The sequence below is a fragment of the Methylobacterium sp. FW306-05-D genome (assembly GCF_058782155.1).
In genome coordinates, this window is sequence record NZ_JBYSXL010000002.1 from 1 (window position 1) to 13,471 (window position 13,471).

Consider the following 13,471-nt stretch of genomic DNA (forward strand, 5'->3'; position numbering starts at 1 on the left):
GGTGCAAGGCCTTGCACCCCCTGCGGTTCCGGGTCCCGGGCTCCGCTGCGCGGCCCCGGGATGACGGGGTGGGTCATCCGGTTGCCTGGGCGGACGCTACGGCTGCTTCAGCACCGGCACGGTCTTGGGCGAGTTCAGGTCGAAGGTGCGGTTGCGCAGGGGGTCGAGACGCGTGCCCTCCGAGGCGTCGAAGGCCTTCGGCCGGTTGGCGCCGCCCTCCGGGGTCGCGGCCATGTTGGTGCCCTCGGGGGCGTAGGCCGAGGCGGTGCCGGGGACGGTGGGGGCGCCCGGCGGGTCGGCCTTGTCGACCGCCGCGTCCGGCGTCGGCGTCTGGCGGGCGCGCTCGACCTGGCGCCAGCGGGCGACGTTGCGGGAATGGCCCTCCAGCGTCTCGGCGAAGGCGTGGCCGCCGGTGCCGTCGGCCACGAAGAACAGGTCCTTGGTGCGCGAGGGGTTAGCCACCGCCTCCAGGGCCGCGCGGCCCGGATTGGCGATGGGGCCCGGGGGCAGGCCCTCGATCACGTAGGTGTTGTAGGGGGTGGCCCGGTCGATCTCGGCCCGCTGGATGCCGCGCCCGAGGGTGCCGCGCCCGCCCACCAGCCCGTACACGATGGTCGGGTCCGATTGCAGCTTCATGCGCTTGTTGAGGCGGTTGACGAACACCCCGGCGACGCGGGGCCGCTCGTCGGCCCGGCCGGTCTCCTTCTCCACGATGGAGGCCAGCGTCACCATCTCGGCCGGCGTCTTCACCGGGATCTCGGCCGAGCGCCGCAGCCAGATCTGGTTCAGCACCTCGCGCTGCTTGGCGCGCATCAGGTTGACGATCTGCTGGCGGGTGGCGCCGCGCTCGAACTTGTAGGTGTCGGGCAGGAGCGAGCCCTCGGGCGGGATCTCGTTGACGTCGCCGGTGAGCACATCGTTGTCGTTGAGGCGCATCACGATCTGCTCGGAGGTCAGCCCCTCCGGGAAGGTGATGGCGTGCTGCACCTGCCGGCCGGAGGCCAGGGTGTCGATGGCCTCGCCGATGCTGGCATGGGCCTTGAACGTGTACTCGCCGGCCTTCAGCGCCTTGCCCGAGAAGCGGGCGGCCCACTCGAACAGGGCGGTGTGGGTGATGACGCCCTCGCGGGCGAGCGCCTCGGCGATCTCGGTGGTGCCGCTGCGGGGCGGGATGACCACGACCTTGTCGGCGGGCAGCGGCCCCGGCTCCTTGGTCTGGCGCTCGAACAGGGTCACGCCGATCATCACGGCGATGGCCAGCACCACGGAGGCGGTGAGCAGGCCGGAGATGCGGGCGAGCAGCCCGCCGCGCTCACGGACCGGACGGTTGGGCGGCGGCGGCGCGGCGGTGGGCTTGATCGCCTCGCTGGGGCTTCGCGGCGACAGGCGGTTGGGCAGGGCCGGCTCGTCGGAGGGCGCCGGTGTCGGCGCCGGATCTGGGCGTTTGCGGAAGAACATGGACATCCTGTTCGGGCCTCAGGTCCCCGCCCGGCCGCCGCCGGATTTTTTAGGGGAGTCCGTGCGCCCGAGTCGAGGGGGGCGCACGGGACGGGCAGCTTGGCGCGCGAACTTGGTGGGTTTTGTGGCGAAAGCAGCTCATGTGGCCGCGATTGCTGATCGGCATTGAATCCAAGGAACAGCTACGATTCTTCCACATGAAGCTTTTGCGCTAAACAGTTTTTAGCAATGATATGGCCCTTTGCTATTTAATTAATCCGAGGATAATTTCTGATAAAAGCTATCAAATCCTTCGATTTTACAGTACTCAATGAACTTCCATTCCGTAGATAATAAGTCCCATCAAGATCGACTGGATCGTTTTGACCCTCGACTTCGATGATAAGAAGAACTTTTTCGTAATAATTGATCAGTTTCATGTTGCTTAAGATATAGTTAGATAGATTTCCTTCGATCCTAGACTTGAAAGCAGAGACTATTTTTCTAAAATATGTATCAATATCTATGCCTAAAGCTTTTGCCTCGTGTTCAATACCTGTAATGTAAAAATAGCGATGCTCTATTGGTTTGATTTTGTATAGCTGATTGACTCGATCGGAGTCCGTCTTTGTGTCAGCTACGCCGATTATAATGTATCCTCGCTTTTTTTCGCCAATATTTGCGATGCCTACAGCAGTTTGAATTACCTTTTCCAGGCTTTCTTCGTCAAATTTTGATGAACCGTCTAAACGAAGAAAGCCCTGCTTAAAATCGTATGCAGCTTGTTCGGTAAGCGATTGCGTAAGAATATTTTCAAGTTTGCTGATCCAGTTTGCACGCGCAGGATCGGGCTCATCAGTCTTAGAGAACGCTTTCGCAATCGTTGCGGACGTTCTTTTAACTTCGTCCGCTCGATCATTAGCTCCCCAACTGCCGCCTTCGGGAATGTTGATTTTCTCTCCAATCCCATTCAGAGCGCTAAGAAGCTTGACTCGATCCGTGAGGCGTTTGCGTCTGCGAACGATTTGATCAAATAACGCGAGGAATACGACTTGTAAGTATCGCGGTGCTCGGGTCGGTTTCTTCTTGAAGAGGACTTCTCCCAGGGTCTTGTTGCTACTTTCTAAAGTGAGCCTGAGTTCGTCGAGTACCGTATGGAAGTGCTGAGTTAAGACATCAGCATTGTATTTACGGACGTTGTCTTCGTTCTCTACAAAAGCATCAGCCGAACTGCCGGCGTCCTTGAAACCAAATATTGCATCGAGATACTCGCTGCGGGACGGCGGTGCCGTATCAGCCACCATAAACGCCATCATGTCTGCAACAATTTCTTCATCTCTGCTTTCGCGCACCTGATCTTTCGTCAATATTCCGTGCTTCACCCAGAAAACGGACTCTATATCAATCCCGTAATCGAGATCTCGTGAGGTAATACTAATATCTTTCATATTATTTAGAAATACTAGATCACTGTCAGAAGTATCGCTTCTGATCAGCGTTGAGATCTTTCGCACGGAGTTTGCAAAATCTCCAGTTGCTCCAGCGATGCGAAGTTCCTGACGGGACAATTTACGTCCGCCCGAGTTAATCCGTCGGAATACTTCTTCAATATTGTCTCGTTCGGCCGACTCAAATATTGAAAGAGGCAATTGATAGGATGCTATTTGAACACAGATTTTCCGATCCAAAATCGGAGTTTTTTGTTTCAGCTGGCCGTCATCCAATAGAGACTTAGTGACCGCTAAAGCATTCAAGTCAAAATAAGCATCGTTCCAATTAAATTCATTTTCGATGAACGAAATAACAGCGTTCATTCGCTGCATTCCATCGATAATTTCAACTTGATCGTGACCTTGAACCTTAGGGTCAGCCAACAGAATTATAGGAACAGGAAAATTGCTTGCGACGGAGTCGATAAAATTTCTTTTCTCTTCGAGGGTCCAGACTAGTTTGCGTTGATATCGGCGATTTACAATATACTTTTTCGCGCAAAAACCGGAGTATATTCGCTCAATCGTTTCGCCCTTTACAGTAAGATCAATTTGCCCACGGTGAAAGAGCGACATAATACTACCCGAGCAATAGAATAATAAAATTCACTTCGGAAATTCATTGTTCGCGCTGGCCGCTAGACCCGCCGCATCACCAAGCTCGCATTCGTCCCGCCAAACCCAAAAGAATTCGACAGCACCGTATCCACCCGCTTGCGCTTGGCCTCGTGCGGCACGAGGTCGATCGCGGTCTCGACGGAGGGATTGTCGAGGTTGAGGGTCGGCGGGAGGATGCCGTCGCGGATGGTCAGGATCGAGAAGATCGCCTCCACGGAGCCGGCGGCGCCGAGGAGGTGGCCGATGGAGGACTTGGTGGAGGACATCGAGGCCTTCGCGGCGTGGACGCCCAGCAGGCGCTCCACGGCCTTCAGCTCCAGCTCGTCGCCCATGGGCGTCGAGGTGCCGTGGGCGTTGATGTAGTCGAGGTCGCTGGCCTCAATGCCGGCGCGCTTCACGGCGGCGCTCATGCAGCGGAAGGCGCCGTCGCCGTCCGGGGCCGGCGAGGTGATGTGGTAGGCGTCGCCGGTGAGGCCGTAGCCGATCACCTCGGCGTAGATCCGGGCGCCGCGGGCCTTGGCGTGCTCGTACTCCTCGAGCACGACGACACCGGCACCCTCGCCCATCACGAAGCCGTCGCGGTCGCGGTCGTAGGGACGCGAGGCCTTGGTCGGGTCGTCGTTGAAGCCCGTGGAGAGGGCGCGGCAGGCGGCGAAGCCCGCGAGCGCCAGGCGGTTAACCGGCGATTCGGCGCCGCCCGCCACCATGACGTCGGCATCGCCGAACTGGATCAGCCGGGCCGCGTCGCCGATGGCGTGCGCGCCCGTCGAGCAGGCCGTCACCACCGCGTGGTTCGGGCCCTTCAGGCCGTGCGCGATCGAGATCTGGCCGGAGGCCAGGTTGATTATGCGGCCGGGAATGAAGAAGGGGGAGATCCGGCGCGGGCCCTTGTCGTGCAGGGTCACCGAGGCGTCGTAGATGCCGCCGATGCCGCCGATGCCGGAGCCGACCATGACGCCGGTGGCGCACTGGTCCTCGTAGCTCGTCGGGTGCCAGTCGGCGTCGTTCAGGGCCTCGCCGGCGGCCGCCATCGCGTAGACGATGAACGGATCGACCTTGCGCTGCTCCTTGGCCTCCATGAAGGCGTCGGGATCGAAGCTGCCGTCCGTGCCGTCGCCGAAGGGCACGGAACACGCGATGCGGCAGGCGAGGTCGTCGACGGGGAACGCCGTCACGACCTTGGCCGCCGACTCGCCGGCGATCAACCGGCTCCAGGTGGCTTCGACCCCGCTGGCCAGCGGCGTCACCATCCCCAAGCCCGTCACCACTACCCGACGCATCGCGCTATCCCGAACCGGTCCTGTCATCACAACGAATGGCGCGCGGGGTCCGTTTCAACGGACCCCGCTGGTGCGCGACCCGTGACGTTTAAGCGGAGTTCTTCTCGAGGAACTTCACCGCGTCGCCGACCGTCTGGATGGTCTCGGCGGCGTCGTCCGGGATCTCGACGTTGAACTCTTCCTCGAACGCCATCACGAGCTCGACGGTGTCGAGGCTGTCGGCGCCGAGATCATCGATGAAGTTCGCGCCCTCGACCACCTTCTCCGGCTCAACGCCGAGGTGCTCGACAACGATCTTCTTCACGCGCTCAGCGATATCGCTCATCGGTCTTGGTCCTTAGCTCTTCAAGGTCGTGATGGTGCAAGGATCTTGTGGGTGAAGAGTCTTGCTGGTGGAAGGTCGGTGAAGGTGCCGTGGCCGCCGTCCCGTCCCCGGGATCGACTGTTCGGATTGAGCGGCCGGTGTGTTCGATCGCGCGTTTCGGGCAAGTCACCGGACTTGTCCAGTCAGTGACCCACGTTTTTCAAACCTCCGCAACACGCTGAATCGGCACCCCCCTCGCACGGCAGCCGGGGTGTTAACACAGGGTTCCGACGCTGGCGAGAGGCTGTTCACAACCCGTTCATCGGTGTGGCCTTTTCGAGCCAATCGCCTGTTTTTCGATCAGTGCGCCGCAACGAATCCGCAGCGAAACCGCGGCGCCCGCGCCTCAGTACATCGCCATGCCGCCGTTCACGTGGAGGGTCTGGCCGGTGACGTAGGCGGCCTCGTCGGAGGCGAGGTAGATCGCGGCCGCCGCGATGTCGGCGCCGGTGCCGAGGCGGCCCATGGGGACGCGCCCGAGGATGCCCTCGCGCTGCTTGTCGTTCAGGGCATCGGTCATCGGCGAAGTGATGAAGCCCGGCGCGATGCAGTTGACCGTGAGGTTGCGGGTGGCGACCTCCGCGGCCAGCGCCTTGGTCATGCCCACGAGGCCGGCCTTGGCGGCGGCGTAGTTCACCTGGCCCGGGTTGCCGGTGGCGCCCACCACCGAGCCGATGTTCACGATGCGGCCGTGGCGGCGCTTCATCATGCCCTTCACGGCGGCCCGCGACAGGCGGAAGGCCGCCGAGAGGTTGACGGCGATCACCGCGTCCCACTCGTCGTCCTTCATGCGCAGCACGAGGTTGTCGCGGGTGATACCGGCGTTGTTGACCAGGATGTCGAGGCCGCCGAGCGCGGCCTCCGCCGCCGGCACCAGGGCCTCCACCGAGGCCTTGTCGGAGAGGTCGCCCGGCACGACGTGGACCCGCTCGCCCCCGAGCTCCGCCGCGAAGGCCTCCAGGGCCCCCTGGCGGGTGCCCGAGACGGCTAGGGTCGCCCCTCGCGCGTGCAGGCCCCGCGCGATGGCGCCGCCGAGGCCGCCGGTGGCGCCGGTGACGAGGGCCTTGCGGCCGGTCAGGTCGAACATGGGCTTTCCTGTGGTTCAGCCGAAGGCGGGAAAGGAGGCGATGTCGTCGGGGGTGCCGACCGCGCTCGCCGCGGCGCCCGGCGCAATTCGCTTGACGAGTCCGGTGAGCACCTTGCCGGTGCCGATCTCGCTGAACTGGTCGATTCCGGCGGCGGCCATGGCGGCGACGCATTCGCGCCAGCGCACGGTCCCGGTCACCTGGTCGACCAGCGCCTCGCGGATCGCGGCCGGATCAGTGAGGGGCGCGGCCAGCACGTTGGCGTAGACCGGGACGACGGGGCTGTGCATCGTGACCTCGACGAGTGCTCTCTGCATACGAGCGGCCGCCGGTGCCATCAGCGAGCAGTGGAACGGGGCCGAAACGTTGAGCATCACCGCGCGCTTGATCCCTCGCGCCTGCGCCAGGGCGACCGCCCGCTCGACCGCCGCCCGGTCGCCGGAGAGCACCACCTGGCCGCCGCCATTGTCGTTGGCGACCTCGCAGACCGCGCCCTCGGCGGCCTCCGCTGCGATCGTCCGCGCGGCCTCGGCCTCGGCCCCGATCAGCGCCGCCATGGCGCCGGCACCGGGCGCCACCGCGTCCTGCATGGCGGTGCCGCGGATGCGCAGCAGCCGGGCGGCATCCGCGATCGAGAAGGTGCCGGCGGCCGCCAGCGCCGTATATTCGCCCAGGGAATGGCCGGCGACGCAGGCGACGTCGCGCTTCAGGTCGAGGCCGCGCTCGGCCTCCAGCACCCGCAGGGTCGCGAGGCTCGCCGCCATCAGGGCGGGCTGGGCATTGGCGGTGAGGGTGAGTTCCTCCACCGGCCCCTCGAACATCAGGCGCGAGAGCGGCTGGCCCAGGGCCTCGTCGACCTCCGCGAACACGTCGCGGGCCTGGTGGAAGTGCTCGGCCAGCGCCCGCCCCATGCCGACGGCCTGGCTGCCCTGGCCGGGGAAGATGCAAGCGCGCGCCATGTGGTGTCCTCGTCGTCGGGCCGGGGTTCCCCAGGCTGGAAGGGCGGCGCAGTCGCACCGCCCGCCACCTGTGTCAACATGGCACCGCAGCGAGGCGGAGCGCTTTCATCCCTCGTTGAAGATGTCGACCGTGCCGGATCCAGGCGGTAGGAGGCCCCGACGATCCGCAGCTCACCCGCCTTCAGCGGGTCGAGCAGCGACGGCTCGGACGCGCTGCGCAGGCGCTCCACCACCCGGTCGACGTTGGCCCGCACGCAATTCTCGGTGACGTCGCCCGGCTTGTCGCGCTGGGACAGCACCGCGGGCACGATCGGCTCGCCGCGCAAGACTTTCGCGGCGCTTCGGGCCTACAGCCAGCCGCAATGGCGCGTCGCTGGGGCGTTATGCGGGAGCCTGGCCGCCGAATGCCGAGGGATCGTCGAACGTGGGCAACGGGATGGAGCCGCTGCAGCGCTTGTTGCGCAGCGTCAAGGGGTGTATGGAGCGGGCTCAGCCCAGAAATTCCGTCCGAGGAAGGAGCCGTCCGCCATGGCTCGCGTCACCGTTGAAGACTGCATCGACAAGGTCGAGAACCGCTTCGAGCTGGTTCTGCTGGCCAGCCACCGCGCCCGCCTGCTCGCTGCCGGCGCTCCCCTGACGATCGACCGCGACCGCGACAAGAACCCCGTCTGCGCCCTGCGCGAGATCGGCGACGAGACGATCACCGCGGACGACCTCAAGGAACAGCTCATCCACTCGATGCAGAAGTACGTCGAGGTCGACGAGCCCGAGGCCGAGACCGTGCCGCTGCTGTCGAGTTCTCCCGCCGCCGCCGCCGTCGCCCCGCCTTCGTCGAGCGACGACAGCGCGGTTCAGTTCGACCGCATGAGCGAGGAAGATCTCCTGCGCGGTCTCGAGAACCTCGCCCCCCCGACCGAGACGGACGACGAAGGCGAATAAGCCTTCGCCATCGCGACAATCCTGGAAGAACCCGGCCCCAGCGCCGGGTTTTTTCGTTTCCGGGGCCGGATTCACCGCCCATGCGACGCCGTGGGGCTGGCGTGCCCGCGTGCGATGCGGGACACATCGAGGCAGCGGGTTCGGTATCGGATTCGCGACGCGTGAAAGGGTCTACCGGCGGATGATGCGCCAATACGAACTTGTCGAGCGGGTGAAGCGCTACAACCCCGCCGCGAACGAGGCCCTGCTCAACCGCGCCTACGTCTACGCCATGCGCGCCCACGGCACGCAGAAGCGTGCCTCGGGCGATCCGTTCTTTGCCCATCCGCTCGAAGTCGCCGGCATCCTCACCGATCTCCGTCTCGACGATGCGACCATCGTGGCGGCAGTTCTGCACGACACCGTGGAGGATACGGCCGCCACCCTCGACGAAATTCGCGAACTCTTCAGCCCGGAAATCGGCGCCCTGGTGGATGGCCTGACCAAGCTGAAGCGCCTCGACCTCGTCTCGAAGCGCGCGGCGCAGGGTGAGAATTTCCGCAAGCTGCTCCTGGCGGTGGCGGCCGACGTCCGCGTGCTCCTCGTCAAGCTCGCCGACCGCCTGCACAACATGCGGACTCTCCACCACATGCGGGCGGACAAGCGCGAGCGCATCGCCGAGGAGACCCTCGACATCTACGCGCCGCTCGCCGGTCGCATGGGCATGCAGGAGCTGCGCGAGGAACTGGAGGATCTGGCCCTCCGCAATCTGAAGCCGGAGATCTACGCCACCATCGCGCAGCGCCTCGCCGACCTCTCGGCGAAGTCCGAGCGCCTCGTCGAGAGCATCGAGCACGACCTCACGGCGAAGCTCGCGGCGCAGGGCATCAAGGCCGTCGTCACAGGCCGGCAGAAGCGGCCCTACTCGATCTCGGCCAAGATGGAGCGCAAGTCGGTCGCCTTCGAACAATTGTCGGACATCTTCGGCTTCCGGGTCGTGGTCGAGACCCTGGCCGACTGCTACAGCGCCCTCGGCGTCGTTCACACGAGTTGGCCGATGGTGCCTGGGCGTTACAAGGACTACATCTCGACACCGAAGCAGAACGACTATCGTTCGATCCACACCACCGTGATCGGCCCCAAGAGCCAGCGTGTCGAGTTGCAGATCCGCACCGCCGCGATGGACGAGATCGCCGAGTACGGCATCGCGGCCCATGCTCACTACAAGGAAAGCGGCGGGAAGGACGAGATCGGCGGCGGGCATCCCCGCCTCGCAACGGAAAGCGGCGCCTACCAGTGGCTGCGCCGCACCATCGAACTGCTGGCCGAGGGCGACAGCCCCGAGGAATTTCTGGAGCACACGAAGCTCGAGCTCTTTCAGGATCAGGTGTTCTGTTTCACGCCGAAGGGTCGCCTGATCGCCCTCCCCCGCGGCGCGACCCCGATCGACTTCGCCTACGCCGTCCATACCGATGTCGGGAATACGGCGGTGGGCGCCAAGATCAACGGCCGCATGGCGCCGCTGCTGCACGAACTCGTCAACGGCGACGAGGTCGAGATCGCCCGCTCGGACGGCGCATCGCCGCCGGCGGCTTGGGAATCCCTGGTGGTGACCGGCAAGGCGCGCTCCGCGATCCGTCGGGCGACGCGCTCGGCCGTGCGGCGGCAATACGCCGGCCTCGGGCGGCAGATTCTCGACCGGGCCTTCGAGCGGGCGGCCAAGAGCTTCTCCGAGGACAAGCTGCGCGGTGCCCTGCCGCGCCTCGCCCGCCAGAGCACCGAAGACGTCTTCGCTGCTGTCGGACGCGGCGAGATGTTCTCCGGCGACGTGGTGCGGGCGGTCTATCCGGATCACAAGGACGAGCGCCGCACTGCCCCGGCGCCTCTTCCACAGCCGGCCTCCACGGACGGCGCCGGTCGCCTCAGCCTCGCCAAGGACCAGACCATGCGTCTGACCTTCCCGGACGGGCGGGGCGCGGAGCATGGTCGCTCGGACGGCATTCCGATCCGTGGGCTCGACAGCGACCTGCCGGTGAGCTTCGCCCCCGATGGCGGTGCGGTGCCCGGCGACCGGATCGTCGGCATCCTGACCCCCGGGGTCGGCGTCACGATCTACCCGATACAGTCGGCAGCCCTGGCGGCCTTCGACAACGAGCCCGATCGCTGGCTCGACGTCCGTTGGGACGTGGAGGCCGGGACCAGCGAACGCTTTCCGGCACGCCTCGCCCTGCAATCGATCAATGAGCCCGGCGTTCTCGCTCAGATCGCCCAGGTCATCGCGGATCATGACGGCAACATCGACAATGTCTCGATGAAGCGGAAGACGCAGGATTTCACACAGATCGTCATCGACCTCTCGGTCTGGGACCTGAAGCATCTGAACGCCATCGTCTCCGAACTTCGCGGCAAGCGGACGGTGAACAAGGTCGAGCGGGTGAACGGGTAGGCACGTTCGCCACGTCCGCGCACCCGGCGCCGGCTTGACGACGGTCTCCCATCAGCCAAGCCGTCCGACGTCATACACTGGTCATCCACCGTGTCCGGTCGCTACATCCGCAGCGCGCATGAGGGAAAGTGATACGATTTTTCGGTTGTATATTTCCCTTCGAGGGGACGATTGCTGCCTCATATTTCCCCTATCCGGCAAAATTTGACTTTTTATCGATCCCGGCATTAAATAAACAGAAGGTTTTTCTGTCGACACATTGTCGATGAGCGCTTTCTCCGACCGTTCTTGTTTCGCGCGGCTTTCGCGAGCCTGCGAAGAGGATGCGAATTGACCGGAGAAATACTCAATAAGCCCTGTATTTATTTCTGAGAATATTCGTTTTTCATTCTTCCTCTTAAGTGGATCAACGCATGAGCGCCCAACAGCGCAGCGCCTTGTTTATCGATGGCGCCAATCTCTACGCAGCAACCAAGGCCCTCGGCTTCGACATCGATTACCGGCGACTTCTGCGAGAGTTTCAGTCGAGAGACTCGCTTCTTCGAGCCTTCTATTACACGGCGATCGTCGAGGATCAGGAATATTCCTCCATCCGCCCGCTGATCGACTGGCTCGACTATAATGGATTCCGAGTCGTCACCAAGCCTGCTAAGGAATTCGTCGACTCGATGGGTCGACGCAAGGTGAAGGGCAACATGGACATCGAGCTCGCGATCGATGCGCTCGAGCTCGCTGCCCATATCGATCACATGGTTCTGTTCTCCGGCGATGGCGATTTCCGCTCCCTCGTGGAGGCGATGCAGCGCCGCGGTGTCCGGGTCACCGTCGTCAGCACGATCCAGACCCAGCCCGCGATGATCGCGGACGACCTGCGCCGCCAGGCGGACGAGTTCGTGGATCTGGCGCACCTGATCTCGCGGATCGGTCGCGATCCCGGCGAACGTGCCTCGCGCGGTCCGGACAACCGGAACAACGGGGATACCGGAACCCGTTCTCGCGGCGAGACGCCGGAACGTTCGGCGCGCCCGAGCCCGGCCCTCGAAAGCCGTTACGGCATCCGCCAGGACGACGAGCCGGTCGGCTCATAGTCGGTCGTGGGATGCGAATGAGTCTCGTACGTAAATCGGTTGCCCGGGCCATCGCATAGCCCGGGCAACACCCTGATGGTCGACGACTCGGGTGATTTCGACACCCGCGGCCCGTCCCTGTGACTCAGGGGTACATTTCGGGATTTGAGCCTCCGACAGGCACGAACTCGTCCTGCCGCGGGACCGTCCACGAATTGGCGATAATGGTCTGATCAGCCCGCTGGCGGACCTGGATGGCGACCGCGCCGCCGCGGAACGTCTGATCCCGGTGCGGCGACCAGGGCGCAGCCCCAATCCCTGTCCAGTTCCCGACATCAACCCTTGTCGCGCATGATGCGGGCGCGGTCGCGCTGCCAGTCACGTTCCTTCGAGGCTTCGCGCTTGTCGTGCAGCTTCTTGCCCCGGCCGAGCCCGAGCTCGATCTTGGCCCGTCCGCGCTCGTTGAAGTAGATTTTCAGAGGCACGACCGTGAACCCCTCGCGCTGGGTGGCACCGATCAGCTTGTTGATCTGCTTGCGATGGAGCAGCAATCGGCGCGGGCGCTTGGTCTCGTGGTTGAAGCGGTTCGCCTCGACGTATTCCGGGATATAGGCGTTGAACAGCATCAGGTCGGTGCCGGACGGACCGGCATAGGCCTCTCCGATGGTCGCCTTGCCCTTGCGCAGGGATTTGACCTCGGTCCCCGTCAGGGCGAGCCCGGCCTCCAGCGTATCGGTGATTTCATAGTGGTAGCGGGCGGCGCGGTTGTCGGCGACGACGCGGCGGTTCGATTCAGGTTTGGGAGCCATCACAACGTCGGGTCAGGCCGGTCGCGCCATCGCGACCGGGCCGAGGGATATGGTTCTGCGCGGGCGGCTTTGCCAGTCGGGCTCAGGCGTCGAGCAGGCCCGCGTGGCGCAGGGCGGCGTCGACCAGGGCCTTTGTCTCGGCGCTCACCGTGAGGAGCGGCAGGCGCACCTCGTCGGTCATCAGGCCGAGGCGCGCGAGGGCGTATTTCACCGGCGACGGATTCGGCTCAACGAACATGCTGGCATGGAGGGGCATCAGCCGGTCCTGGATCTGGAGCGCCTTGGCGTAGTCACCGCCGAGGGTTGCCTCCTGAAGGTCGGCACAGAGCCGTGGCGCGACGTTCGACACCACCGAGATGCAGCCTTGGCCGCCATGGGCGTTGAAGCCGAGCGCGGTCGCATCTTCGCCCGAAAGCTGGATGAAGTCTTCGCCCATGGCCTGGCGTTGCAGGCTCACCCGGTCGAGCTTAGCCGTGGCGTCCTTCACGCCGGCGATGTTCTTCAGCTCGTAAAGGCGCGCCATCGTCTCGACGCTCATGTCGACGATGGAGCGCCCTGGAATGTTGTAGAGGATGATCGGAATGCCGATGGCGTCGTTCACGGCCTTGAAATGCGCGTAGAGGCCGGCCTGGGTCGGCTTGTTGTAATACGGCGTGACGACGAGCACGGCGTCCGCTCCCGCCTTCTCGGCATGTCGGGCGCGCTCCACCGCCTCGGCGGTGGAATTGGAGCCGGCGCCGGCGATCACGGGCACCCGGCCGGCGGCTTCCTCGATGCAGATCTCGACCACGCGGTCGTGCTCGGCGTGGCTCAGGGTCGGGCTCTCGCCGGTGGTGCCGGTGGGAACGAGTCCGTGGATGCCCTGTCCGATCTGCCAGTTGACGAATTTGCGGAAGGCCGCCTCGTCGAAGGCACCGTCCTTGAACGGAGTCACGAGGGCGGACATCGCGCCCCTGAGGCGTCGTGTGGAGGTCTCGGTCATCCTGGCGTTCCCAGCC

At 64.1% G+C, this 13,471-nt stretch carries 11 protein-coding genes; 3 read left to right on the forward strand and 8 right to left on the reverse strand.

Annotated features, from left to right (window positions below; genetic code table 11):
- Nucleotides 1-96 precede the first annotated feature (96 nt).
- From mltG to fabD, 6 genes are all read right to left on the reverse strand, one after another.
- Nucleotides 97-1,458 carry an endolytic transglycosylase MltG gene (gene mltG, locus AC3WLN_RS01145; protein WP_492479031.1) on the reverse strand — a complete coding sequence of 454 codons (1,362 nt, stop codon included), beginning with the start codon at nucleotides 1,456-1,458 and terminating at the stop codon, nucleotides 97-99.
- Between the two features lie 248 nt (nucleotides 1,459-1,706).
- Entirely contained in the window at nucleotides 1,707-3,503 is a 1,797-nt protein-coding gene (locus tag AC3WLN_RS01150; RefSeq protein WP_492479032.1) for a GmrSD restriction endonuclease domain-containing protein, read from the reverse strand.
- A gap of 62 nt (nucleotides 3,504-3,565) precedes the next feature.
- Nucleotides 3,566-4,825, reverse strand: a complete 1,260-nt coding sequence (gene fabF, locus AC3WLN_RS01155) for a beta-ketoacyl-ACP synthase II (RefSeq protein WP_492479034.1) — start codon at nucleotides 4,823-4,825, stop codon at nucleotides 3,566-3,568.
- Nucleotides 4,826-4,913: 88 nt separating this feature from the next.
- On the reverse strand, nucleotides 4,914-5,150 hold the full coding sequence (locus tag AC3WLN_RS01160; RefSeq protein ID WP_018044468.1) for an acyl carrier protein: 237 nt from the start codon (nucleotides 5,148-5,150) through the stop codon (nucleotides 4,914-4,916).
- A gap of 385 nt (nucleotides 5,151-5,535) precedes the next feature.
- A complete protein-coding gene (fabG, locus tag AC3WLN_RS01165) occupies nucleotides 5,536-6,276 on the reverse strand; it encodes a 3-oxoacyl-[acyl-carrier-protein] reductase (RefSeq protein WP_492479036.1) in 741 nt (246 codons plus the stop codon).
- A gap of 15 nt (nucleotides 6,277-6,291) precedes the next feature.
- Nucleotides 6,292-7,233 carry an ACP S-malonyltransferase gene (fabD, locus tag AC3WLN_RS01170; RefSeq protein ID WP_492479037.1) on the reverse strand — a complete coding sequence of 314 codons (942 nt, stop codon included), beginning with the start codon at nucleotides 7,231-7,233 and terminating at the stop codon, nucleotides 6,292-6,294.
- Nucleotides 7,234-7,761: 528 nt separating this feature from the next.
- Between fabD and rpoZ the strand changes: the two genes are divergently transcribed.
- The 3 genes from rpoZ to AC3WLN_RS01185 all read left to right on the forward strand — a co-directional run bounded on the left by rpoZ (nucleotide 7,762) and on the right by AC3WLN_RS01185 (nucleotide 11,685).
- Nucleotides 7,762-8,172 carry a DNA-directed RNA polymerase subunit omega gene (gene rpoZ / locus AC3WLN_RS01175; protein WP_463769530.1) on the forward strand — a complete coding sequence of 137 codons (411 nt, stop codon included), beginning with the start codon at nucleotides 7,762-7,764 and terminating at the stop codon, nucleotides 8,170-8,172.
- A gap of 181 nt (nucleotides 8,173-8,353) precedes the next feature.
- Nucleotides 8,354-10,597: a RelA/SpoT family protein gene (locus AC3WLN_RS01180; protein WP_492479038.1), complete on the forward strand. Its 2,244-nt coding sequence runs from the start codon at nucleotides 8,354-8,356 to the stop codon at nucleotides 10,595-10,597.
- A 413-nt stretch (nucleotides 10,598-11,010) separates the two neighbouring features.
- A complete protein-coding gene (locus AC3WLN_RS01185) occupies nucleotides 11,011-11,685 on the forward strand; it encodes a LabA-like NYN domain-containing protein (protein ID WP_492479039.1) in 675 nt (224 codons plus the stop codon).
- Between the two features lie 314 nt (nucleotides 11,686-11,999).
- On the opposite strand, the gene smpB is transcribed toward AC3WLN_RS01185, so the two are convergent.
- Together smpB and dapA are read right to left on the reverse strand one after the other, a co-directional pair.
- Nucleotides 12,000-12,473 (reverse strand): SsrA-binding protein SmpB, encoded by a 474-nt coding sequence (gene smpB, locus AC3WLN_RS01190; RefSeq protein ID WP_055957959.1) that lies wholly within the window; start codon nucleotides 12,471-12,473, stop codon nucleotides 12,000-12,002.
- Between the two features lie 82 nt (nucleotides 12,474-12,555).
- Nucleotides 12,556-13,455 (reverse strand): 4-hydroxy-tetrahydrodipicolinate synthase, encoded by a 900-nt coding sequence (gene dapA, locus AC3WLN_RS01195; protein WP_492479040.1) that lies wholly within the window; start codon nucleotides 13,453-13,455, stop codon nucleotides 12,556-12,558.
- Nucleotides 13,456-13,471: the final 16 nt, after the last annotated feature.

What these genes read in the sequence shown, in the direction of transcription:
- mltG (WP_492479031.1), bottom strand. Translation starts at nt 1,458, where the DNA reads ATGTTCTTCCGCAAACGCCCAGATCCGGCGCCGACACCGGCGCCCTCC.
- smpB (WP_055957959.1), bottom strand. Translation starts at nt 12,473, where the DNA reads ATGGCTCCCAAACCTGAATCGAACCGCCGCGTCGTCGCCGACAACCGC.
- AC3WLN_RS01180 (WP_492479038.1), top strand. Translation starts at nt 8,354, where the DNA reads ATGATGCGCCAATACGAACTTGTCGAGCGGGTGAAGCGCTACAACCCC.
- fabG (WP_492479036.1), bottom strand. Translation starts at nt 6,276, where the DNA reads ATGTTCGACCTGACCGGCCGCAAGGCCCTCGTCACCGGCGCCACCGGC.
- AC3WLN_RS01160 (WP_018044468.1), bottom strand. Translation starts at nt 5,150, where the DNA reads ATGAGCGATATCGCTGAGCGCGTGAAGAAGATCGTTGTCGAGCACCTC.
- rpoZ (WP_463769530.1), top strand. Translation starts at nt 7,762, where the DNA reads ATGGCTCGCGTCACCGTTGAAGACTGCATCGACAAGGTCGAGAACCGC.
- AC3WLN_RS01185 (WP_492479039.1), top strand. Translation starts at nt 11,011, where the DNA reads ATGAGCGCCCAACAGCGCAGCGCCTTGTTTATCGATGGCGCCAATCTC.
- dapA (WP_492479040.1), bottom strand. Translation starts at nt 13,455, where the DNA reads ATGACCGAGACCTCCACACGACGCCTCAGGGGCGCGATGTCCGCCCTC.
- fabD (WP_492479037.1), bottom strand. Translation starts at nt 7,233, where the DNA reads ATGGCGCGCGCTTGCATCTTCCCCGGCCAGGGCAGCCAGGCCGTCGGC.
- AC3WLN_RS01150 (WP_492479032.1), bottom strand. Translation starts at nt 3,503, where the DNA reads ATGTCGCTCTTTCACCGTGGGCAAATTGATCTTACTGTAAAGGGCGAA.
- fabF (WP_492479034.1), bottom strand. Translation starts at nt 4,825, where the DNA reads ATGCGTCGGGTAGTGGTGACGGGCTTGGGGATGGTGACGCCGCTGGCC.